The following is a 20,909-nucleotide window of genomic DNA, read 5'->3' as shown; positions in this document are numbered from 1 at the left end:
CGGTGCTGACAGGATCCTGACGGTTGCTCGGCAACCTCGCTCGCATGACGACATTTCGACACCCCCGCCGGTCCGGCATCCGATCAGGCCGCCGGTCCGCCCCGCTGGCGGTCGCGCTGGCCGTGACGGTGATCGGGCTGCTGACCGCGTGCGGCGGCGACGGCCAGGACCCGGCTGCCGCCGGCGGTACGGCGACCGGTGCCTCCGGCTCGACCGGAGACAGTGGCGTCGCGTCGATCGTGGGCAGCACCGCACCGGACGCGTCGCCGTCGCCGCCGGCCGAACGCCCCTTGATCCGCCCCGACACGTCGCCGGAGGAGGAGCAACGCCTGTACGACGTCTACCAGCGGTGTCTGGAGGACAACGGGCTACCCAAGCCGGCCAGGGTGCCGGAGGGCGGTGGCGATTCGCCGATGGCGGCCGCTGGTCCCGAGTCCGCAGAGGAACAGGCCGCGGCGCGCAAGGCCGCCGAGGCGTGCGCCTCGCTGGAGCCCGAAGAGCTGTGGGAACGGTCCATGCGGCTCGACCCGACGTACCGCGACAAGCTGCAGGTCTGGGTGAAGTGCCTGCAGGACCGAGGGGTCGACGCCTACGCCGAGGGTGACAGTCTGATGCTCAACGACGGGCTGCCGCCCGGTAACGAGATCGAGGAATGTGAAGCGGAGGCGTTCATCGAGGGCTGACCGGTGACCCGGGTACCCCATGGTGCCTCTCACGCTCTGATGCCACAGGTGCATCTTGATGCACCTGTGGCATCAAGACTGAACCGGTACCCCTACCCAGAGAGGTGACGCTGCGTGTGGGAGTGTGCCGGGTGGCTGGGCTGGGATGCGTACCGTGACGTGCGTGCCCCGGCCCGGCTCGCTTGCCACGCGGGCTACCGGAATGCGGGCCAGTGCTCCGGCCTTCAGGCCGGGGGTGAAGGCCCGCGCTGGGGTCCGAGCAGTGCTCTAACCTGGCCGGTTCTGCCGCTCGATGTACTGCTGCACGATGCTTGGTGGTGCGCCGCCGACGGAGCCGGCGAAGTACGAGCCCGACCAGAGCTTGTTGGTCCGGTGGTAGTGGCGTGCGAGGTTGGGGAACTCCTGCCGCGGGCGGCGCGACGAGACGCCCTTGAGTGAGTTGACCAAGCGGGCGACGGCGACTTTGGGTGGGTGGTCGACCAGCAGGTGGACGTGGTTGTGGCCGCCGTTGAACTCGACCAGTTCGGCCTCGAAATGAACATGCATCGCGAAGACGCAGTGCCTGCCGGTACGGATAGCCTCAAATTTTGCCATAGACCAACATGATATCGTGTGGTTCGTGCAGCTCCGGTACCAGTTCCGGGTCTACCCGACACCCGGCCAGCAGATCGCGCTGGCCCGGGCGTTCGGATGCGCCCGGGTGGTGTTCAACGACGGGCTGCGCGCACGGCAGACCGCCCACGAGCAGGGCCTGCCGTACATCTCGGACGCCGAGCTGTCGAAGCGGGTCATCACGCGGGCCAAGACGACCCCGGAACGGGCGTGGCTCGGCGAGGTGTCGGCGGTGGTGTTGCAGCAGGCACTCGCGGACCTCAACACCGCCTACCGCAACTTCTTCGCCTCGATCACCGGCAGACGCAAGGGCCGCATGGTGGCCCCGCCGAGGTTCCGGTCCCGTAAGGACAACCGGCAGGCCATCCGTTTCACCCGTAATTCCCGGTTCACGGTCCTGGACAACGGTCGTCTGCGGCTGCCGAGGATCGGCGATCTCACGGTCCGCTGGTCCCGGATACTGCCGTCGGACCCGTCGTCCGTGACGGTCATCCGGGACGCGGCCGGGCGGTACTTCGCCTCGTTCGTCGTCTCGGCCACGGACGAGCCGCTGCCGGAGGTGGACTCGGAGGTCGGCATTGACCTGGGGCTGACGCATTTCGCGGTCATGTCGGACGGCACGAAGGTCGCCGCACCCAGGTTCCTGCGCCGCGCGGCCCGCAAGCTCAAACGGCTGCAACAGGCCCTGTCCCGCAAACAGCGGGGCAGCAACCGCCGTAGGAAGGCCGTCGTGAAGGTCGCCAGGGCACACGCCCGGGTGGCCGACACCCGGCGGGACTGGCAGCACAAGCTGTCCACGACGATCATCCGCGAGAATCAAGCGGTGTACGTCGAGGACCTGTGTGTCGTCGGTCTCGGCCGCACGAGGCTCGCCAAGTCCGTCCACGACGCCGGATGGTCGTCGTTCGTCGCCATGCTGGAGTACAAGGCGGCGAGATACGGACGCACGTTCGCCCGGGTGGACCGGTGGCTCCCGTCCACCCGGATGTGCTCGGACTGCGGCCGGATCAACGAGCGGATGGCGTTGAACGTCCGGTCGTGGGTCTGTCCGTGCGGCGGTCTCCACGATCGGGACGTCAACGCGGCGATCAACATCAAGGCCGCCGGGCAGGCGGACTTCAACGACCGTGGAGCGCGGGTAGGACCGGGACCCGTCCCGGCACCGCGCGGTGAAACGGTAACCCACCAGAACACTGCGCGTGACACGCGCAGCGTGGCTGGAATCGCCGCCGTTTAGGGCGGCGAGGATGTCAAGACAGGGCTATCCCAGCACGTAGCTTTCATCCCCGAAATCGGCGACGATTTTTAGCTTGCCACCGAGAGCCTGTACATATGCTGCAAGGGTATCGACCTCGCTCCGCTCCAACTGTCCTTTCTCGATGCGAGAGACGCGGGCCTGAGTCACCCCCATAGCCTTCGCCACCTCGTTCTGCGTGGTGTGCTGACGTCGCCGGATCTCGGAAAGCCGGAAGGCGCGAGCTTCAGCGATCAGACGCTCGGCGCCGACTTCGATCTCCTCGTGCTCAGCCGTAGAGAAGCCCAGGTCGCGCTTCAGGTCATCCCATGAGCGGGCCTCAGGGTCAGTCAGATGGTCAGTCATCGGCTCCTCCTTCCGGTGCCATCCGCTTCAAATGGTCTGCATATGCCGTTTCAGCGAAGGGGATCGCAGTTTGGTACCACCCGCGCCAGTTGCCGGCCTTGTCGCCACCGATGAGGATCACAGCTTGTCGCTGTGGGTCAAAAACGAAGAGTAGTCGGACCTCGCTGGATCCGGTCGAGCCCGGCCGAAGTTCCTTAAGATTCGGCAGGGCAGACCCTTTGACTGTGTCGACCAGTGGTCGGCCAAGTGCTGGCCCTTCCCTGCTGAGCGCTTCGATCGCCTGGCTGACCTGCATCAACGTACGCCGATCTGTCCGACGTAGCTCGTGTAGCCATGACAGTGCTGGCTCCACGACCACGATCTTCCAGGTCATCAAGTCGCTCCTTCGAGACCAACATAACGCACACAACATATGCTAGCAGTGTTATATCGGTCTCACCGTGTCCGGGCATCGAGCAGCCGTGAGGTGTGGCGTGTGCTGGTTGGCTGGGCTGGGATGCGTACCGTGACGTGCGTGCCCCGGCCCGGCTCGCTGGCCACGGTGATGTCCCCGCCGTGGGCGCGGGCCAGCTGCCGGGCGATCGGCAGGCCCAGCCCGCTGCCGCCGGTGGAGCGGCTCCGGGAGGCGTCCGTCCGCCAGAACCGGTCGAACAGTTTCGGCAGGTCGTCGGCGCCGATCCCGACCCCGGTGTCGACCACCTCGACGGTCAGCCAGCCGTCGCCGTGTACCGCACAGTCGACGGTGACCGACCCGCCGGCCGGGGTGTGCCGCACCGCGTTGCCGACCAGGTTGCCGACGAGCTGACGCAGCCGTACCGGATCGACGGTGACCTCCGGATCGCCGTGCACCGCCAACCGCAGGGCGACCCCGGCGGCGGTCGCGGCACCCTGGTTGGCCTCGACGACCTGGGTGAGGACGTCACCGACGAACGTCGGCTCCGGGTGCAGCGTGAAGGTCCCGGCGTCGGCTGCGGCCAGATCCCGCAGGTCGTCGATGACGTGCTGCAACAGGGTGGCTTCCTCGGTCAGCAGCGCGAGGGTACGCGGATCCACCGGGGCCAGGCCGTCCTGAGCGGCCTCCAACCAGGCCCGGATGTTCGTCAACGGGGTGCGCAGCTCGTGCGCGACATCGCTGACCATCGCCCGGCGTTGCTGTTCCAGTTGGTCGCGCCGCTGCGCCAGGTCGTTGAGAGCGGTGGCGAGGTAGCCGATCTCGTCGCGGGTGGTGACCGGAACCCGGTGCTGCCGGTCGACCGGCGCGCGGGCCGCCTCGGTCAGCGCCCGCAGCGGCCGGACCAGGCGCATCCCGACGCCGACGGTCACCGCGACGGTGAGCAGCAGGACCAGGCCGGCGACGCCGGCGATCCGCAGCAGGTTGCCGGTGGACAGGTTGACCGTCGTCGGCTCCGGTCCGGCGGCCGCCGGGTCGGTGACGAACAGCAGGACCGGCGGGGCGACGTACGGCCGCAGTTGGCTGCGGCGGCTCTCCTCGACGCAGGTCCGCACCTCCGCGTCGGACGGCGCGCCGGGCAGGGCGCGGAGCACCTCGACGGAGCGTACCGCCGAGATGGTGAGGTCGAGTTGGTCGGCGGCCGGACCCAGACAGCTCTTGGTCAGGTCGAGCAGCTCATCGAGGGGAGCGATCTCGCCGCGGGTCGGCTCATCCAGCACTTCCGGTTTGGCGCAGATTCGCGGGTCACTGGGGACTGGTTCGAACACCTCGGCAGGCGACTCGGCGCTTGCCGGGGAGACGATCTGGACGGTCGGCCGGCCGCTGGGCAGCTCGACGATCTCGGCGGTCTCGCCGGCCTGGTCGAGGCAGTCGCGGTACTCCTCGGCGACCTCGCGCAGCATCGCCTGTTCGTCCTCGGTGAGCCGGTACGGCCCGACCACCCGGGCGTCAATGCTCGACGCCTGCCCGGTGGCCGCAGTGGCGATGCTCGACTCCGGCCCGGTGACCGTCGCGGTGGCACCGGCCAGCGCCGGATCGAGGTCGAGCGGGTCGACGGTGGCCGACGGCCGGGCGTCGCGCAGCGACGGGCCGGGTGCCGACTCGGCGACCGGGGCGCGGGTCACCGGGTCGAGCAGCACGATCCGCCGGCCGGTCCGCGCCGCCAACTCGTCGACGGTCGGCGCGACCCCGGACCAGTCGCGGTGCTCGATCGCGTACGTGATCAACGTGTCGTAGATGCTGACGTCGTCGGCGAGGGACCGGCCCTGTTCCTGTTCGATCGCCCGGGTGGTCGACTCCACGGTCAGCCAGGCGGTGGCGACGACCGCGCAGACCGTCACCAGCACCGACGCGCCGAGCAGCCGCAGCACCAGGCTGTGCCGCAGCGGCACCCGGGCACCGCCGGTCGCTGACGCACCGCCGGTGGCCGTCGGCTCAGCGCCAGCCGCCGACCCGGCCCCGGTCGGCTCAGCCATTGGCCGGGTCGCGGAGTTTGTAGCCGATGCCGTACACCGTCACCAGGTACGCGGGCCGGCGTACGTCCGGTTCGATCTTGCGGCGCAGGTTGACCATGTGGGTGTCGATGGCCCGCTCGGTCGAGTCCCGGTCCACGCCCCGGGTGTGCTCCAGCAGCTGGGCCCGGGTGAAGGCCCGTTCCGGCTGCTCGGCCATGGCGGCCAGGATCGCGAACTCGCCCGGGGTGCAGACGACCGGCCGCCCGTCGACGGTGACCTCGCGGCGGACCGGGTCGACGGTGAGCGCACCGACCCGCCGTACCCCGTCGATGGTGCGCGGCACCCGGTCGACCCGGCGCAGCAACGTCCGGACCCGGGCCATCAGCTCCCGGGGCGAGTACGGCTTCGTCAGGTAGTCGTCGGCGCCCAGGTCCAGCCCGCGCAGCATGTCGTCCTCGTCGGCGCGGGCGGTGAGCATCAGCACCAGCAGGTCCGACTCGCGGCGCAGGATCCGGCACACGTTCAGCCCGTCCAGGCCGGGCATCATCACGTCGAGCACCAGCAGTTGCGGGCGGTGCCGGCGGGCCTGGTCGAGCGCGTCGCGCCCGTCGTGGACCACTGTGGTCCGGTGTCCGTCGGACTCGACGTAGCGGCGCAGCACCTCGGCCTGCCGTCGGTCGTCCTCGGCGATCAGCACATGGGCAACCACGGGGCGAACCATACTGCGCGTCGGCGTCGGCAGGGCGGTGGGAAATCGCACCGTACCGGCCTGACATGTTCCTCACAATCGGCGGCGACGCTGGCCGGCATGGTGTTCTTCCTGCGAACGTCCACCGGTCGCCGGTGGTGGCGACCGCTGGCGTACGGCCTGCCGGCCGCGATGGTGGTGGCCGGGTTGACGGTGACCGGGACGATGGTCGGCTGGGGCTGGCCGGGTGGGGGCGCGACGGCTGACGCGGACGCCGCGTCGCCGGAGCCGGTCTGGGTGGCGACCACCGAGGTGGTCCGGATGGACATCTCCGACGCCCGGGAGCTGCCCGGCACCCTCGGCTACGGCGCGGCCCGGCCGGTGCGGGGCTCCGGTGACGGGGTGCTGACCTGGCTGCCGGAGCAGGGCGCCGTGATCGAGCGTGGCCAGCAGTTGTACCGGGTGGACGATCAGCCGGTGCTGCTGTTCTACGGTGGCACGCCGTTGTTCCGTACCCTCGATAAGCCGAACCTGGTCGGCCGCGACGTGCGGGTGGTCGCTGACAACCTGGAGGCGTTGGGCTACCGGATCGGCTGGCAGCCGCCGGTCGGCGCCACCGTCGCGGTGCCGGCGGCGACCACTACCGCCGACCAGGACGCGGCCCAGTCACCGGACCCGGCCCAGTCACCGGACCCGGCGCAGTCAGCGGACCCGGCCCAGGCCGTTGACTCCGGTCGGCAGCCGGCCTCCGCCGGCGGCAAGGTCACCGTCCGTACCGGCGACGCGGTCCTCACCCCGGAGCTGATCTCGGCCATCGAACGCTGGCAGCGCGACCGCGACGCGCCGGCCACCGGCATCCTGCGGCCCGGCGAGGTGGCCGTACTGCCGGGAAAGGTCCGGGTCGACGCGGTCGCCGCGCTGGCCGGGGACAGCGCCGCGACGGACATCATGTCGGTCACCCCCACCGACAAGATCATCACGGTACGGGTGGGAGCCGGCGAGACGAGCGGGATGCTGCCCGACGCGCCGGTGACGATCACCCTGCCCGACGGCGCCACCGTCCCCGGCCGGATCGCCGCGGTCGGCACCGTCGTCACCGATCCCGAGGGCCAGCCGGGGCAGGGGCCGCAGCTCAGCCTCACCGTCGTGCCAGACGATCCGGCGGTGCTCGGCGAACTGGAGTCCGCGCCGGTCCGGGTGCAGTTCCGCACCGAGGTACGCGAACAGGTCCTCGCCGTACCGGTCGGCGCGCTGCTCGCGCTCGCCGAGGGCGGGTACGCGGTGCAGCTGACCGACGGTGCGCTGATCGCCGTCGAGACCGGGCTGTTCACCAAGGGCATGGTCGAGGTCACCGGGGACGGTCTCGACGAGGGCATGACGGTGGTGACCACGTCGTGAGCATCCCGGTGCTGTCGGTCGTGCGGGCCGGAATGCGTTACCCCGGCGGTGTCGCGGCGTTGACCGACGTCGACCTCGACATCCACGCCGGTGAGCTGGTCGCCATCGTCGGCCCGTCCGGCTCCGGCAAGTCCACTCTGCTCAACATCATGGGCACCCTGGACCGCCCGACCAGCGGTACGGTCCGGCTCGGCGGCCACGACGTGACCGCCCTGTCCGACCGGCAGCTGTCGGCGCTGCGCGGGCGCTGGCTCGGTTTCGTCTTCCAGCAGTTTCATCTCACCGACGGGCTGACCGCCGCCGAGAACGTCGCCACCGGCCTGCTGTACGCGGGCGTACCGCGCCGCCGCCGTCGGCCGTTGGCCGCCGAGGCGCTGGCCCGGGTTGGCCTCGCCCACCGGATCGGGCACCTGCCCCGGCAACTGTCCGGCGGGGAACGCCAGCGGGTGGCGATCGCCCGCGCGCTGGTCAACGACCCGGCGCTGGTGCTGGCCGACGAGCCGACCGGCGCATTGGACACCGCCACCGGCCGCGCCGTGCTGGACCTGCTCACCGCGCTCAACGCCGACGGCACCACGATCGCGGTGATCACCCACGACCGCGACATCGCGGCGCGGCTGCCGCGCCGGGTGGAGATCCGCGACGGCCGCCTGGTCGGCGACGTCCGCCAGCAGCCGGTGGCGGCGTCATGAGCCGGGTGGATCAGCCCTACCGGGTCGGGCGCGCCCCGGTGGAGCTGCCGCGTCCGGTGCGGCTGGCCCCACTGGACCTGCTCCGGCTCGGCCTGGTCGGCATCCGGACCCGCCGGCTGCGGGCGGCGCTGTCCGCGCTCGGCATCTCGATCGGCATCGCCACGATGATCGTGGTGACCGGCATCCCGGCGGCCAGCGAACGGGCGTTGCTGGCCGAGCTGTCCGCCCTCGGCGTGAACCTGCTGCAGGCGACGGCCCAGCCCGACGAGGACGGGATCACCCGGCTGCCGGTCGAATCGCCGGCGATGGTGGCGCGGATCGGGCCGGTGACCGCGACCAGCGCGGTCGCCAACACCAACACGGTGATCCGCCGCTCCGACTGGATCGACCCGCGCGACGGTTCCGGGTTGACCGTGCTGGCCACCGAGGCGAGCCTGCCGGCGACGCTCGACGCGCGGCTGCGCACCGGCCGTTACCTCGACGCCGGCACCGAACGCCTGCCGACGGTGGTGCTCGGCTCGGTCGCCGCGACCCGGCTGGGCATCGTCGACCTGGGGCCGGCGGACTCCCCGACACAGGTACTCGTCGGCGACGAGTGGTTCACCGTGATCGGCATCCTGGAGCCGCTGCCGTTGGCCCCGGAGATCGACCGGTCGGCGCTGGTCGGCTGGCCGGCCGCCGAGTCAGAGCTGGGTTTCGGTGGTCATCCGACGGTGATCTACCTGCGGGCGCACGAGCCGGCGATCGAAGCGGTCCGGGCGGTGCTGCCGGCCACCATCGATCCGCAGCGACCCAGCTCGGTGCGGGTGACCCGGCCGTCGGACGCGTTGACCGCCAAACGTGCCACCGAGAGCAGTTTCGCGTCGCTGTTCCTGGCGCTGGCCGGGGTGGCGCTGCTGGTCGGCGGGATCGGGGTGGCGAACACGATGGTGATCTCGGTGCTGGAACGTCGGTCGGAGATCGGGCTGCGCCGGGCGCTGGGCGCGAGCCGGGGCCAGATCCGGGCCCAGTTCCTCACTGAGTCGGTGGCGTTGTCGCTGCTCGGCGGCCTCGCCGGTACGGCGCTCGGCGTCGCCGTCACCGCCGGCTACGCGATCGCCAACGGCTGGCCGGTGGTGGTGCCGCCGGGGGCGACCCTCGCCGGGCTGGGTGGGGCGCTGCTGGTCGGTGTCGTCGCGGGCGGCTATCCGGCGCTGCAGGCCGCCCGGCTGCCACCGACCCGGGCCCTGGCCGCCGCCTGACCGACCACATGTCGACAGGCGTAAGGGTAGCCCAAAAGATGTGTGTGAGGTAGCGTGAAGGGCGTGTGAAAAGTAGTGTGTAACGCGTGTGGGAGGTAGTTTTGGCTGGTGAGTGACTATCAGACTAGGATCGTCGATCAGGAGCTGGATGAACTCCTCCCTGGCCTACCTGCCATCAGCATTGAGGGACCGAAGGGGGTGGGCAAGACGGCGACGGGGCAACGTCGGGCAGCCACCCTCATCGCATTGGACGATCCCGTGCAGCGCGAGTTGTTGCGGGCCGACCCGCAGCGCCTCGACCGTCTCCCGGGCCCGGTACTCATCGACGAGTGGCAGCGGGAACCGACGGTCTGGGATCTGGTGCGACGCAGCGTCGATCGGGACTCGTCGCCGAGCAGGTATCTGCTGACCGGCAGCGCCACCCCCACCTCGGCACCCACCCACTCCGGAGCGGGTCGGATCGTGCAACTGCGGATGCGGCCGATGACTCTCGTCGAGCGGGCCATCGCCGAACCCACGGTCAGTCTGCGTGACCTGCTTTCCGGTCAACGACCGGAGGTCGTCGCGAATCACCGGTGAGCCTTGCCGACTACGCCGAGGAGATCGTCCGGTCAGGTTTTCCCGCCATCCGACAACTGCCGTCGAGAGCGCGTCGCGCGCAACTCGACGGCTACCTCGCCCGGATCGTGGAGCGTGACTTCCCAGAGCAGGGGCATCTGGTACGCAGACCCGAGACGCTCCGGGGATGGTTGGCGGCGTACGCGAGCGCCACCGCGACCACCAGTTCCTACACGGCAATCCTCGACGCGGCGACGCCGGGCGAGAGCAACAAGCCCGCCAAAACCACCACCGTCGCCTATCGTGACGTGCTTTCCCAGCTCTGGCTGTTGGATCCCGTGCCGGGCTGGTCACCGAGCCGTAGCACCTTCACCCGGCTCGGCAGCGCCGTCAAACACCACCTGGCCGATCCCGCGCTTGCCGCTCGGCTGCTCGGAGCCAGCCGGGAAGCGCTGCTCAACGAGTCGACCCCGGCTGGGGCCACCCCCCGGATGGGACCGTTGCTGGGCGCGCTCTTCGAGTCTCTGGTGACACTGTGCATCCGGGTCTACGCACAGGCCGCTGAATCCTCGATCCACCATTTGCGGACCTGGGACGGCCGTCACGAGGTCGACCTGATCGTGCAGCGTGCCGATCAGCGGGTTGTCGCGCTGGAAGTCAAACTTGCCCCGACCGTCGGTGACGACGACGTCGGGCACCTGCGGTGGCTTCGGGACCGGTTGGGTGAAGACCTGTTGGACGCAGCGGTGGTCACCACCGGCCCAGCGGCGTACCGCCGCGCGGACGGAATCGCCGTCGTCCCACTGGCGCTGCTTGGTCCGTGACCGGTGGTCCAACGTCTGCGGCTGACCCGACGCGGTTGTCCGGTTAGGTAGGGTGCGGGGGGAGGTGCCCGATGGCCGAGCCGGCGAGCAACACCCAGCACCCAGCGGACGCAGCGGACCCTTCGGCGCATCCCGCCGACGGGCCGGCGAACCCCGACGGGCAGCCGTACTCCGACGAGACGCAGCCCGGCGGGCGACGCCCCTGGTGGCGGTCCCGCCCACGCTGGCAGCTGATCACCGCCGGGGTGCTGGCCGGGGTGGTCGTCCTCGCCGCCGTGACGGTCATCGCGTGGCGGGTGCTGGCCCCGGCCGAGGTGGTCACCCCGGCCGGCTACCAGCCGTCCCCGCCGACCGCCGAGCCTGGCCCGGTGGCCGAGCTCTCCGCCGCGCCGCTGCTGGTCGACGGACGGTTCCGGGTGTACGCCACCACCCGTCAGGTGCGCGCCGACGGCCCGATCGACATGCGTACCCAGGTCACCCCGGCCTGGTCGTTCCGGCGCTGGCCGGAGCAGCTGACCGGCGTGGTCGCGACCGGCGCCACCGTGGTGAGCCGCTGGACGGACGGCGAACTCGTTGCGATCGACGCGGACAGCGGCAAGGTGGCCTGGCGGTCCGCCGGCCCACAGCCGGCCGACTCCGGGTACGCCGGTCGGCGTACCGGGGCGCAGACCGTCTACGCGCCGTCCGGGCTGCACACCGCGGTCAGCGGCACCGACGGCCGGTCGGTGGTGGTGGCGCACGGTGAGTCTCAGCTGGCCGGGTTCGACACCGCGACCGGTCGGCAACTGTGGCGGACCATGCTGCCCGGCCAGGGCGACGCCTGCCGCGACGCCGGCTTCAGCACCACTGGCGGCCGGTTCGCCCTGGTCAACAGCTGCGCTGCCCCGCCGACCGTGGAGTTCTACGACGTCGCCGCCGGGCAGTTGACCGCGACCTGGCAGCCGGAGGGCGCCGGCCCGGGGTTGGCCGTGGAGCCGATCGGCTGCGCGGCCGCCCGCTCGACCTGCGGGGCGCTGCGTACCACCGGGGCGGGACAGTCCCGGGGCTGGCTGGTCGACGGCCCGGAGCCGGTGCCGGCGCCGCCGCTCGACCCGGTCGACGCGATGCTGGTCGACGGGATGGCGATCCGGTTGGACACCACCGGGGACACTCCGGCGGTGGTGGCTGAGGCGGTACGGACCGGTGAGCAGGTGTGGCGGCGGCCGATTCCGTCGGCGGCGGCACCCGGTCCGGGCGGCACCGGTGACCGGTTGCTCGCGGTGCAGCCGGGTCGGGCGCACCTGCTGACCGCTACCCGAGAGTTGATCACCCTGGACGCGGCGACCGGTGCTGAATTGTCCAGCTTTGTCTTGATTTTGCTGAGTGAGTTGTCGACCGACTGGGCACCCGGCTACGTCTACGCACAGGACGGCTTCGTAGCGGTCGAGCGGCTACGGCTGCCGGTCGACCCGGACGCCGACGACGGCCGCTACTACCGGCTGCAGGAGGCGGTGATCGTCGCCCGCACCTGACCCGGCCGGTCCGGGCGGGACCACCAGCCCGGACCCGACGTCAGGTCAGCCGGTCCGGTCCCGCCGCCGGTAGGCGACCATGCCGAGCGCTCCGACGGCGAGCAGCGCGACCAGGCCGCTGAGGCCGAGTACGGTCCCCGGGCTCATGGTGACGGAGGACTCCACCAGCGCCGGGCCGAACGCGACCGTGGCAGTTGTTTCCCGATCGACCTTGCCGCTGGTCAGGGCCAGCTTCGCGGTCCACCGGCCGTCCGGGACGACCGCGTCGAGCGGCAACTCGACCACCCGGTCGTCGCCGACAGCCAGGGTGGCGATCTCCACCGGGAACGGCCCGGCGGACAGACCGCCCGGCCCGTTGGTCAACGTCAACTCGCCGCGCAGGTCGAGGGCGCGTTTGCCGGTGTTGCGTACCCGTGCGCTGATCACCGGTTGGCCGTCCTTGGTCCGTTCCGCGCCGAGATCGTCGAGCTCGAAGTCCGACGGCGGTTCGCCGCCGGCGCCGATGGACAGGTAGACCCGGATGCCGGACCGGGCGACGTTGTAGACGTTGGCGTGCGGGTCGTGTCGGTCGCCGGCCTCGGCCCAGATCACCCCGTAGTGCTCGCCACTGGTGGCGTCGTCGGGAACGGTGATCCGGGCCAGCACCCGGGTGCGGCTCTCCGCGTCGAGGCGTACCTCGGTCTCGTCGAGCGTGACCCAGCCGGTCAGTTCGTTGTCCGCTCGGCCGTCGCCGAAGAGAAAGCCTTCCTTGTCGACGATCGCCGCTCCCGGGTACAACGCGATGTCACGGGCGCTCGGCGAGTAGTTGGTGACCTCGATGCGTCGCTCGATCGTGTCACCGGGGTTGAGATGGTCGACGATGTAGATGTGCGCCCGGTAGTCGTCGCGGCGTTCCAACGGCGCGTCGACCAGCCGCACCCCGACGCTGGTCGGATCGGCATTGTGGTGCGGCTTGGCGTGTGCGGCCGCCCCGGTGCCGACCAGTAGCGACACCAGGGCGAGCGCGGCGAGACGGTTACGCAACGGAGTGGGTCACCGTGCCCGTGTAGAGGCCGGCGACCGAGTCGCCCGGGATGGCGATCGCCAGGGTCGGGTTCCAGGTCGCCGTGTTGACGCCGGAGCCGGAGGTCTTGGAGAAGGCGGTCCTCGGCAGGTTCAGCGACACGGCGCCGGCGGCGGTCGGCTGGCCCGGCACGAAGGTGCCGTCGCCGGTGGTGGCCACCGCCGGACCGGACCAGTAGTCCACCACGTTCGGCTGGATGATCTCGTCGGGTGTCCCGGTGCCGGTGGTGAACGCGGTGGAGACCACCGAGGCGGTCCAGGTGGCGGTGAGCGCTGCTCGCTGGTCGCTGACGGTGACGTTGCCGAGGCTTCCGCTCAGGGTCTGGCTGGGGAACGCCGCGCCGAGGTTGACCGCCGCCGGCACCTGGATGATCAGGTCCGAGGTGGAGACGGTGAAGGTGACGATGGTGTCACCCGAAGGCTGGGCGGCTGCCGGCGTCGCCACCGCAGCCACGGTCACCGCAGCGGTGACCATCAGAAACATCTTCCGCATGTGACCCAATGTAGTCATGAATCCCGCCGATAACTGGCATAACCAGCAATTCGGTCAGTCACGCCACAGAGTGGGTGATCCGACCGGTGTAGGTGCCGCCGGTCACCCCGGTCGGCACCATGATCGACAGGGTGGGGTTCCAGGTGACCCGGTTGTTGCCGCTACCCGAGGTCTTGCTGAACGCGACCCGCGGCGCGTTCAGCACGACCGCCTGTGCGGCGGTCGGCTGACCGGGCACGAGTGTCCCGCCCCCGGTGGAACTGGTCGCCGACCCGGACCAGTAGGAGACCCGGCTGTTCGCGATGGTCTGGTTCGGTCCGGCCGCCCCCGTGGTGTAGGCGGTCGAGGCGACGGTGGCTACCCATGCGTTGGGGTTGAGCGAGCCCCGGAAGTCGCTGACCGACACCGGGCCGAGTGTCCCGCCGATGGTCGACCCCACCGGCGCGGCACCGTAACTGCGGGTGCCGGGGACGGTGATGGTCAGGCCGGTCTGCCGCAGCATCCCGAGGGCCGCTGGCACGGCGGCCGGCCGGGTGACGGGATACGCGGCGAGAGCCGCGTCGGCCGGCCCGTGGGTCTGGCCGGCCACGATCAGGGTCACGCCGAGCAGTATCGCGGTGATACGCACGGAAGTCACTATACGAGCATGATGCCCGATTTGTGGCTGAAGTCGGCTAGTGTGACGGATCGACCGCTGGTCAGAGCGCCGCCTCGGCAGCCGCCAGGAACGCGTCGTTCTCGGCCGGCGTACCGATGGTCACCCGGACTCCGTCGCCGGCGAACGGGCGCACGATCACCCCGCGTGCCTCGCAGGCCGCCCCGAACGGCACCGCCCGCTCACCCAGCGGCAGCCAGACGAAGTTGGCCTGACTCTCCGGCACGTCCGGCACCAGCTTGCGCACCGCGTCGGTGACCCTGCTCCGCTCGGCGATCACCAGATCGCACCGGCGGCGTACCTCGTCGGCCTGGTCGAGCGCGGCCAGCGCCGCCGCCTGCGCCAGGGCGTTGGTGCCGAACGGGGTGGCCACCTTGCGTACCGCCGACGCCACCTCGGGATGCGCGACCAGGTAGCCGACCCGCAGCCCGGCCAGGCCCCACGCCTTGGACAACGTGCGCAGCACCACCACGTTCGGCCGGTCGCCGTAGGCGGCCAGGCCGTCGGACACCTCGGCGTCGGTGACGAACTCCCGGTACGCCTCGTCCAGCACCACCAGCACGTCGTCCGGCACCGCGTCGAGGAACCGGTCCAGCTCGGCCCGGCGCACGCTGGTGCCGGTCGGGTTGTTCGGGTTGCAGACCAGCACCAGCCGGGTCTGCCCGGTCACCGCCGCCGCCATCGCCGGCAGGTCGTGGCCGTGGGTCGCGGTGTTCGGCACCCGCCGGCTGCTCGCCGCCGTGGTCGCCGCGATGATCGGGTACGCCTCGAACGACCGCCACGAGTAGACGACCTCGTCACCGGGCAGGCAGGTGGCCCGGACCAGATGCTCGCAGAGCGCCACCGACCCGCAGCCGGTGACGATCCGCTCCGCCGCCACCCCGAGCCGTTCGGCGAGCGCGGCCCGCAGCGCCAGCACCCCCATGTCCGGGTAGCGGTGCGTCGACGCGGCCGCCTGCGCCACCGCCTCGACGACGCCGGGTAGCGGCCCGTACGGCACCTCGTTGCTGGCCAGCTTGATCGCCTCCGGCAGGCCGAGCTCCCGGGCCAGGTCCACCGGGCTGCGCCCCGGCACGTAGCTGGGCAGCGCGTCGAGGTCGGCGCGGGTCAGACCGAGCGAGGGGGGCATCGGGGGGCCTCCTGTCATGCGGAGCTTCCGGGGGTGTCGTCGCGGTCCGCGCCCGGACCGCCGGTGCGGCCACCGCCGGGGCCGGCGACGGTCGCCGGTACGCCGGGCGGCAGCTGCACCACGACGGTCTGCGCCGACTTGTCGTGCAGCGCCTGCCGCAGCGGGCGGTCGAACAGCAGGTAGACGCAGTCGATCAGCTGAAGGATGAAGCCGACGCAGCAGATCCACAACAGGGTGGGCAGGCCGAGCGTGTTCCACCGGCGGAACGACCGGGCGAAACCGAGCTGCCCGCCCGGCTCGACCGGCACCACCTTGAGCCGGGCCAGCCGCTTGCCGAGGGTCTGACCGGTGTTGGCCACCGCCGGCACCTCGTACGCCCACCAGATCGCCGCCGCCAGCAGGATGATCACCATCTGCAGTCCGGAGGCCCGCTCGGTGACCTGCGGCAGCCCTTCGGTCGACCGGTCGTCGGCCAGCGACCGCCGCCAGATTTCGCTGAACGTCGGCCAGACCTCCACCACGTACTGCCAGACGAACCAGCCGTTGATGAAGATGTTGAGCAGCAGCACCGCGCCGATGTCGATCAGCCGGGCGGCCAGCCGCGCACCGAGCGGCGCCAACGCCATCCCCTGCGGCCGGGGTTCCGGCGGCGGCAACCGGTAGCCCGCCCAACCGGGCGGCGGCGCTGCCGGGTAGCCCGGCGGCGCAGGCGGGTAGCTCTGTGTCGGGTAGCCCGGCGGTGGTGCCGGCCAGCCGGGATGTGGTGCCGGTTGACCCGGGGCGACCGGCTGGGCCGGCGGCGACGGGTTGCCGGGCGGTTCGGCCTCCGGCATGGCCGACGTCGTGGCCCGCCCCCCGGCCGGTGACGTCGGCCCGGCGGGTGCCGGCGGCTCCTCGGCCGGCGGTGGCCCGTCCGGCGGGGTGGCGTCGGCCGGCAACGGCGCACCGATCCACCCGCCGCCGTCCCAGTAACGCTGGGTGGTCGGATCTGCGGGGTCCTTGTACCAGCCGGGCGAGATCGACGTCACCGGGCGGACCCCGCGGTGCGGCCGGCCGGCCGGGGCGGACTGTGCATGCTCACCCTGGCACCTTAACGACCGGCCCGGCCGGCACCGCAGCCTGTCGACGGTTCACCGGCCGCCCACCCGGGTTCCGAGGCCGCCCACCCGGGTTCCGAGGCCGCCGACCCGGGTTCAGAGATTGCCCCGGCTCTCCTGCTCCCGTTCGATCGCCTCGAACAGCGCCTTGAAGTTGCCCTTGCCGAAGCCGAGCGATCCGTGTCGCTCGATGAGTTCGAAGAAGACCGTCGGCCGGTCCTGCACCGGCTTGGTGAAGATCTGCAGCAGGTAGCCGTCCTCGTCCCGGTCGACCAGGATCCGGCGCGCCTTCAACTGCTCGATCGGGGCGCGGACCTCCCCGATGCGGGCCCGCAGTGCCGGGTCGTCGTAGTACGAGTCCGGGGTGTCCAGAAACTCCACCCCGGCGGCCCGCATCGCGTCCACCGACGCCAGGATGTCGTTGGTGGCCAACGCGATGTGCTGCACCCCCGGCCCGCCGTAGAACTCCAGGTACTCGTCGATCTGCGAGCGACGGCGGGCCACCGCCGGCTCGTTGAGCGGGAACTTGACCTTGCGGCTGCCGTTGGCGACGACCTTGCTCATCAACGCCGAGTAGTCGGTGGCGATGTCGTCGCCGATGAACTCGGCCATGTTGGTGAAGCCCATCACCCGCTGGTAGAACGCCACCCACTCGTCCATCCGGCCCAGTTCGACGTTGCCGACCACGTGGTCGACCGCCTGAAAGAACCGCTTCGGCTGCAGGCCGGCGTCGACCAACGGCGTACGGTCGACGATCGGTGGCCGGGCCACGAAGCCGGGCAGGAACGGGCCGTCGTAGCCGGACCGGTCGACCAGGGTGTGCCGGGTGTCGCCGTACGCGGCGATGCTGGCCACCCGTACGGTGCCGGCGCCGTCGGTGAGGTCGGCCGGGGCGGCCAGCCCGGTCGCGCCCTGCGCCAGGGCGTGCGCGTACGCGGCGTCCACGTCCGGTACGGCGAGCGCGATGTCGGCCACCCCGTCGCTGTGCCGGGCGACGTGCACGGCGGCCGACGCGTCGGCGTGCACCGCCCCACGCAGCACGAACCGGGCGGCGCCGCTGGTCAGCACGTACTCGGCGTGGTCGCGGAAACCCTGCTCCGGGCCCCGATAGGCGACGCAGGTCATGCCGAACGCGGTGGAGTAGAAGTGCGCCGCCTGCTTGGCGTTGCCGACCAGGAAGGTCAGGTGGTCGACGCCCTGAACCGGGAACGGGTCACGGACCTCGCCGGCAGTGCCGCCGGCCTCGGTGACGTCGACGTCGCGGGATTCGGTCAGATAGGCCATGATCGTCCTCCCTTCGGAGCCGGCCGATCGGACCGCCATCGAATCGCCATCGGATGGCCGAGGCCGGTAACGGCAGGATGGGCGATTCATCCCGACTGGGCAACCGCCTCGTTGACGGCTGGGCAGGCTGACCACTCGGTAGGGTCGAGGTCCATGGACACTGAACAGAATGTCCAGCTCGATCAGCTGGACGCTGAGCTGATCGCACTACTGACCACCGAGCCGCGGATCGGGGTGCTGGAATGCTCCCGGCGGCTGCGGGTGGCCCGTGGCACCGTGCAGGCCAGGCTCGACAAGCTGATCGATCGAGGGGTGATCAACGGCTTCGCCCCGCAGGTGTCACCGGCCGCGATCGGTTTCGTGGTGACGTCGTTCGTCACGCTGGAGATCGGCCAGCGGCACGGGCACGGGCCGGTTGCCGCGCATCTGCACGCCATCCCGGAGGTGCTGGAGGCGCACACCATCAGCGGCTCCGGTGATCTGATGTGCCGGATCGTGGCCAGATCCAACGCCGACCTGCAGCGGGTGCTGGACCAGATCCTGGCGTACGACGGGATTCGCCGGGCGTCGACGATCATTGCCCTGGCCGAGCAGATCCCGTACCGCGTCCTGCCGTTGGTGCAGGCGGCGGCCGACGTCACGGGTCGGCGCTGAGCGCGTCGCCGAGCGCAGTCCGCTCGTAGCGGACCTCGCGGCCGATCCGGGTCCGGTGGACCAGACCGGCGTCGCGCAGCACCGCGAGCTGCCCGCCGACGGTGCCCACCGCCGCGCCGAGCTGCACGGCCAGCTGGCTGGTGGTGGCCGGCACGGCGAGCGCCCGCAGCACGGCGGCCCGGCCCGACCCGATCAGCCGGTCCAGCCCGTCGGCGACCCGGTCGTCCTCCGGCGGGCCGAACAGGCCGGCGACGCCGCGCGCCCGGTAGCCGATCGCGTACGGCCATGGTGGATCGAGGTGCAGGCTCAGCGCGCCGAAGACCGAGGGGACGAGCAGCAGGCCGCGCCCGCCGAGCCGGTGCCGCTCTGGGCTGAACCCGTCGACGGTGATCGCGCCCGGCTCCGGATCCCAGTGCAGTCGGGCGTCGAGACCGGCCAGCGCCGAAGACCACCCGTACGTGGTCAGCCGCCCGGCCCGGTAGATCACGTCGCGTTCCAGGATGGCCCGTAGCCGTGGCCAGTCCGGGGCGATCAGCGCCCGCCAGGCGGCGTCGATGGTGTCGGCGAACCGGTCGACCACGTCGTCGGCGGCGAGGAAACGCCCGGCTGCCCCGGTCGGTGGCGGTAGGCCGTGGAGGTTGCGGCCGATCTCGTCGCGGGCCCGGTCGACCGGGGTACGCCGGACCACGGCGAGCTGGTCGGCGAAGGTCAGCCTGACCCCGTCGGGCGGCGGTTGGATGAAGTCGGCGTGATAGCCATGCTGGCGATCGAGCGCCCGGAGCGCGGCGATGCCGGGCTGCACGCGGCGCAGTGCCTGGTAGCGGTCACGGTGTCGGCGCACCCAGGGCAGCAGTGGTCCGGCGGTCTGGACACCAGCGAACAGCCGCAGTGCGGCCATCGTCTCGCCCAGCGGGGAGATCGCGAACCGGCTGGCCGCGATGTCACCCGGGCTCACCTCGATCCGCATCCGGCCGCTGTCCACCTATCCTGACTTTTCGCCCTGCGCCGAAAGGTTACCGCTGGTCGGCGGGCCGGCGGCATGCTTCGACGGTGACCACCCCCACCACTAGCAGCAATGCGCCGCCGGCCGACCGGGCCACCTTCCGGGACCTGTTCGCGGTCGGCGAGTTCCGGGCGCTCTTCGCCAGCTTCGGCATCTACATGATCGGCGAGACGGTGAAGATGCTCGCCCTGTCCGTGCTGGTCTACCAGCGGACGAACTCGCCGCTGCTGGCCGCGCTGGCCTACGTCGCCGGCTTCCTGCCCAGCGTGGTCGGTGGGATGTTTCTGCTGGCGTACGCCGACCGCTGGCGGCCCCGCGCGGTGATGGTCGGCTACGACCTGATCCGGGTGGCCACGGTGGCGGTGCTGGCGCTCGGGGTGCTGCCGCCGGTCGGTGCGCTGGCGCTGGTGTTCACCGTCGGGCTGGTGTCGCCGGTGGCGGCGGCGGCCCGTACCGCGCTGCTGCCGGACCTGCTGGCCGGCGACCGGTACGTGCTGGGCCGGGCGCTGTTCACCATCACCGCGGGGGCCACCCAGGTCCTCGGGTTCGCCGTCGGTGGCGCGCTGATCGGCCTGCTCGGGCCGTACGGCGCGCTCTGGGCCACGGCGGTGACCTGCCTGACCTCGGCGGTGCTGATCCGGTTCGGGCTGTCCGACCGGCCGGCCCGGGTGGTGGGGTCCGCCGCGACCGGTGGCGCGGTTCGCGAGACGTGGCGGGTGAACCGGCGGCTGATCGCCGACCCGCCGGTACGCGGTCTGCTGCTGGCCACCTGGCTGCCCAGCTCGCTGCTGGTCGGCGCGGAGGGGGTGGTGGTGCCGTACGCCGGTGGCGAGGGTGCCGCCGGGGTGCTGTTCATGGCCGCGGCCGGCGGGATGCTGCTCGGGGACCTGGTGGTGGGCCGTGGGGTGGTGCCGGCCCGGCGGGAGGCGTTGACGCCGTGGCTGGCGTTGCTGCTCGGGGTGCCGATGCTGGCCTTCGTGGCCGATCTCGGGCTGCTGGTGGCGGCGTTGCTGTTCGGGGCGGCGACGTTCGGGTTCTCGTACCATCTCGGGTTGGCCCGGCGGTTCCTGGACGCGGTGCCGGCGGACCGGCGCGGTCAGGCTTTCGGGCTGTCCCACATGGGGATGATGACCGGGCAGGGGTTGGCCGCCGGGGCGGCCGGGCTGGTCGCCGAGTGGGTCGCGCCGGGGCTGGTGATGGCCGGATTCGGGGCGCTGTCGCTGGTCGCCACGCTGCTGCTGTGGCGACAACTCCGGGTACCACCCATGAATGTCCCCCGACACGCCTAAAAGCCGCATTTCGGTCGGCCGGCTGTTCTG

The 20,909-nt window shown here is 71.4% G+C and carries 22 protein-coding genes; 10 read left to right on the top strand and 12 right to left on the bottom strand.

Annotated elements, in window-relative coordinates:
• Positions 1 to 44: 44 nt before the first annotated feature.
• Positions 45 to 683 carry a hypothetical protein gene (locus O7629_RS24010; RefSeq protein WP_278171957.1) on the top strand — a complete coding sequence of 213 codons (639 nt, stop codon included), beginning with the start codon at positions 45 to 47 and terminating at the stop codon, positions 681 to 683.
• A 267-nt stretch (positions 684 to 950) separates the two neighbouring features.
• Here the strand turns inward: O7629_RS24010 and tnpA are convergent, their stop codons facing one another.
• Positions 951 to 1,277: an IS200/IS605 family transposase gene (tnpA, locus tag O7629_RS24005; protein WP_278171955.1), complete on the bottom strand. Its 327-nt coding sequence runs from the start codon at positions 1,275 to 1,277 to the stop codon at positions 951 to 953.
• 25 nt (positions 1,278 to 1,302) lie between these two features.
• Between tnpA and O7629_RS24000 the strand changes: the two genes are divergently transcribed.
• Positions 1,303 to 2,532, top strand: a complete 1,230-nt coding sequence (locus O7629_RS24000; RefSeq protein ID WP_278171954.1) for a transposase — start codon at positions 1,303 to 1,305, stop codon at positions 2,530 to 2,532.
• Between the two features lie 24 nt (positions 2,533 to 2,556).
• Here the strand turns inward: O7629_RS24000 and O7629_RS23995 are convergent, their stop codons facing one another.
• The 4 genes from O7629_RS23995 to O7629_RS23980 form a co-directional block, all read right to left on the bottom strand.
• Positions 2,557 to 2,895 carry an XRE family transcriptional regulator gene (locus tag O7629_RS23995; protein WP_278171952.1) on the bottom strand — a complete coding sequence of 113 codons (339 nt, stop codon included), beginning with the start codon at positions 2,893 to 2,895 and terminating at the stop codon, positions 2,557 to 2,559.
• Positions 2,888 to 3,268, bottom strand: coding sequence for a type II toxin-antitoxin system RelE/ParE family toxin (locus O7629_RS23990; protein ID WP_278171951.1), 381 nt, complete (start codon positions 3,266 to 3,268; stop codon positions 2,888 to 2,890). Before O7629_RS23990 ends, O7629_RS23995 begins: the two co-directional genes overlap by 8 nt.
• 62 nt (positions 3,269 to 3,330) lie before the next feature.
• On the bottom strand, positions 3,331 to 5,322 hold the full coding sequence (locus O7629_RS23985; RefSeq protein ID WP_278171950.1) for a HAMP domain-containing sensor histidine kinase: 1,992 nt from the start codon (positions 5,320 to 5,322) through the stop codon (positions 3,331 to 3,333).
• The gene (locus O7629_RS23980) at positions 5,315 to 6,010 is read right to left on the bottom strand and encodes a response regulator transcription factor (RefSeq protein ID WP_278171949.1); all 696 of its coding nucleotides are present in this window, start codon (positions 6,008 to 6,010) and stop codon (positions 5,315 to 5,317) included. The genes O7629_RS23985 and O7629_RS23980 overlap by 8 nt, the downstream gene beginning before the upstream one ends.
• Positions 6,011 to 6,109: 99 nt before the next feature.
• Here O7629_RS23980 and O7629_RS23975 point away from each other — a divergent pair, with 99 nt between their 5' ends.
• The 6 genes from O7629_RS23975 to O7629_RS23950 all read left to right on the top strand — a co-directional run bounded on the left by O7629_RS23975 (position 6,110) and on the right by O7629_RS23950 (position 12,213).
• Positions 6,110 to 7,387 carry a peptidoglycan-binding protein gene (locus O7629_RS23975; RefSeq protein WP_278171947.1) on the top strand — a complete coding sequence of 426 codons (1,278 nt, stop codon included), beginning with the start codon at positions 6,110 to 6,112 and terminating at the stop codon, positions 7,385 to 7,387.
• The gene (locus O7629_RS23970) at positions 7,384 to 8,079 is read left to right on the top strand and encodes an ABC transporter ATP-binding protein (protein ID WP_278171945.1); all 696 of its coding nucleotides are present in this window, start codon (positions 7,384 to 7,386) and stop codon (positions 8,077 to 8,079) included. Before O7629_RS23975 ends, O7629_RS23970 begins: the two co-directional genes overlap by 4 nt.
• On the top strand, positions 8,076 to 9,320 hold the full coding sequence (locus O7629_RS23965) for an ABC transporter permease (RefSeq protein WP_278171944.1): 1,245 nt from the start codon (positions 8,076 to 8,078) through the stop codon (positions 9,318 to 9,320). Before O7629_RS23970 ends, O7629_RS23965 begins: the two co-directional genes overlap by 4 nt.
• A gap of 108 nt (positions 9,321 to 9,428) precedes the next feature.
• A complete protein-coding gene (locus O7629_RS23960) occupies positions 9,429 to 9,899 on the top strand; it encodes an AAA family ATPase (RefSeq protein WP_278171942.1) in 471 nt (156 codons plus the stop codon).
• A complete protein-coding gene (locus O7629_RS23955) occupies positions 9,896 to 10,702 on the top strand; it encodes a DUF4143 domain-containing protein (RefSeq protein WP_278171940.1) in 807 nt (268 codons plus the stop codon). The genes O7629_RS23960 and O7629_RS23955 overlap by 4 nt, the downstream gene beginning before the upstream one ends.
• Before the next feature lie 71 nt (positions 10,703 to 10,773).
• The gene (locus O7629_RS23950; RefSeq protein WP_278171938.1) at positions 10,774 to 12,213 is read left to right on the top strand and encodes a PQQ-binding-like beta-propeller repeat protein; all 1,440 of its coding nucleotides are present in this window, start codon (positions 10,774 to 10,776) and stop codon (positions 12,211 to 12,213) included.
• A 45-nt stretch (positions 12,214 to 12,258) separates the two neighbouring features.
• Here the strand turns inward: O7629_RS23950 and O7629_RS23945 are convergent, their stop codons facing one another.
• The 6 genes from O7629_RS23945 to hppD form a co-directional block, all read right to left on the bottom strand.
• Positions 12,259 to 13,236 (bottom strand): hypothetical protein, encoded by a 978-nt coding sequence (locus tag O7629_RS23945; RefSeq protein WP_278171937.1) that lies wholly within the window; start codon positions 13,234 to 13,236, stop codon positions 12,259 to 12,261.
• On the bottom strand, positions 13,229 to 13,768 hold the full coding sequence (locus tag O7629_RS23940) for a hypothetical protein (protein ID WP_278171935.1): 540 nt from the start codon (positions 13,766 to 13,768) through the stop codon (positions 13,229 to 13,231). The genes O7629_RS23945 and O7629_RS23940 overlap by 8 nt, the downstream gene beginning before the upstream one ends.
• A 58-nt stretch (positions 13,769 to 13,826) precedes the next feature.
• Positions 13,827 to 14,396: a hypothetical protein gene (locus O7629_RS23935; RefSeq protein WP_278171934.1), complete on the bottom strand. Its 570-nt coding sequence runs from the start codon at positions 14,394 to 14,396 to the stop codon at positions 13,827 to 13,829.
• Positions 14,397 to 14,466: 70 nt separating this feature from the next.
• Positions 14,467 to 15,552: a histidinol-phosphate transaminase gene (hisC, locus tag O7629_RS23930; protein WP_278171933.1), complete on the bottom strand. Its 1,086-nt coding sequence runs from the start codon at positions 15,550 to 15,552 to the stop codon at positions 14,467 to 14,469.
• 14 nt (positions 15,553 to 15,566) lie between these two features.
• Positions 15,567 to 16,580 (bottom strand): RDD family protein, encoded by a 1,014-nt coding sequence (locus O7629_RS23925; RefSeq protein ID WP_278171932.1) that lies wholly within the window; start codon positions 16,578 to 16,580, stop codon positions 15,567 to 15,569.
• Between the two features lie 165 nt (positions 16,581 to 16,745).
• The gene (gene hppD / locus O7629_RS23920) at positions 16,746 to 17,933 is read right to left on the bottom strand and encodes a 4-hydroxyphenylpyruvate dioxygenase (RefSeq protein WP_278171931.1); all 1,188 of its coding nucleotides are present in this window, start codon (positions 17,931 to 17,933) and stop codon (positions 16,746 to 16,748) included.
• Positions 17,934 to 18,086: 153 nt separating this feature from the next.
• Here hppD and O7629_RS23915 point away from each other — a divergent pair, with 153 nt between their 5' ends.
• Positions 18,087 to 18,587 carry an Lrp/AsnC family transcriptional regulator gene (locus O7629_RS23915; protein ID WP_278171929.1) on the top strand — a complete coding sequence of 167 codons (501 nt, stop codon included), beginning with the start codon at positions 18,087 to 18,089 and terminating at the stop codon, positions 18,585 to 18,587.
• On the opposite strand, the gene O7629_RS23910 is transcribed toward O7629_RS23915, so the two are convergent.
• Positions 18,571 to 19,554: a DUF5937 family protein gene (locus tag O7629_RS23910; protein WP_278171927.1), complete on the bottom strand. Its 984-nt coding sequence runs from the start codon at positions 19,552 to 19,554 to the stop codon at positions 18,571 to 18,573. The two genes, O7629_RS23915 and O7629_RS23910, sit on opposite strands and share 17 nt — an antisense overlap.
• A gap of 83 nt (positions 19,555 to 19,637) precedes the next feature.
• Between O7629_RS23910 and O7629_RS23905 the strand changes: the two genes are divergently transcribed.
• Positions 19,638 to 20,879 (top strand): MFS transporter, encoded by a 1,242-nt coding sequence (locus tag O7629_RS23905; RefSeq protein ID WP_278171924.1) that lies wholly within the window; start codon positions 19,638 to 19,640, stop codon positions 20,877 to 20,879.
• Positions 20,880 to 20,909 lie beyond the last annotated feature (30 nt).

The organism is Solwaraspora sp. WMMD792, from assembly GCF_029626105.1.
In the GTDB taxonomy this organism is placed as follows: domain Bacteria; phylum Actinomycetota; class Actinomycetes; order Mycobacteriales; family Micromonosporaceae; genus Micromonospora_E.
This window is presented reverse-complemented; position numbering and strand designations above follow the sequence as displayed.

Coding starts and splice junctions, on each gene's coding strand:
- O7629_RS24010 (WP_278171957.1), top strand. CDS start 45: ATGACGACATTTCGACACCCCCGCCGGTCCGGCATCCGATCAGGCCGC.
- O7629_RS23985 (WP_278171950.1), bottom strand. CDS start 5,322: ATGGCTGAGCCGACCGGGGCCGGGTCGGCGGCTGGCGCTGAGCCGACG.
- O7629_RS23910 (WP_278171927.1), bottom strand. CDS start 19,554: ATGCGGATCGAGGTGAGCCCGGGTGACATCGCGGCCAGCCGGTTCGCG.
- O7629_RS23975 (WP_278171947.1), top strand. CDS start 6,110: ATGGTGTTCTTCCTGCGAACGTCCACCGGTCGCCGGTGGTGGCGACCG.
- O7629_RS23950 (WP_278171938.1), top strand. CDS start 10,774: ATGGCCGAGCCGGCGAGCAACACCCAGCACCCAGCGGACGCAGCGGAC.
- O7629_RS23965 (WP_278171944.1), top strand. CDS start 8,076: ATGAGCCGGGTGGATCAGCCCTACCGGGTCGGGCGCGCCCCGGTGGAG.
- tnpA (WP_278171955.1), bottom strand. CDS start 1,277: ATGGCAAAATTTGAGGCTATCCGTACCGGCAGGCACTGCGTCTTCGCG.
- hisC (WP_278171933.1), bottom strand. CDS start 15,552: ATGCCCCCCTCGCTCGGTCTGACCCGCGCCGACCTCGACGCGCTGCCC.
- hppD (WP_278171931.1), bottom strand. CDS start 17,933: ATGGCCTATCTGACCGAATCCCGCGACGTCGACGTCACCGAGGCCGGC.
- O7629_RS23940 (WP_278171935.1), bottom strand. CDS start 13,768: ATGCGGAAGATGTTTCTGATGGTCACCGCTGCGGTGACCGTGGCTGCG.
- O7629_RS23915 (WP_278171929.1), top strand. CDS start 18,087: ATGGACACTGAACAGAATGTCCAGCTCGATCAGCTGGACGCTGAGCTG.
- O7629_RS23990 (WP_278171951.1), bottom strand. CDS start 3,268: ATGACCTGGAAGATCGTGGTCGTGGAGCCAGCACTGTCATGGCTACAC.
- O7629_RS23995 (WP_278171952.1), bottom strand. CDS start 2,895: ATGACTGACCATCTGACTGACCCTGAGGCCCGCTCATGGGATGACCTG.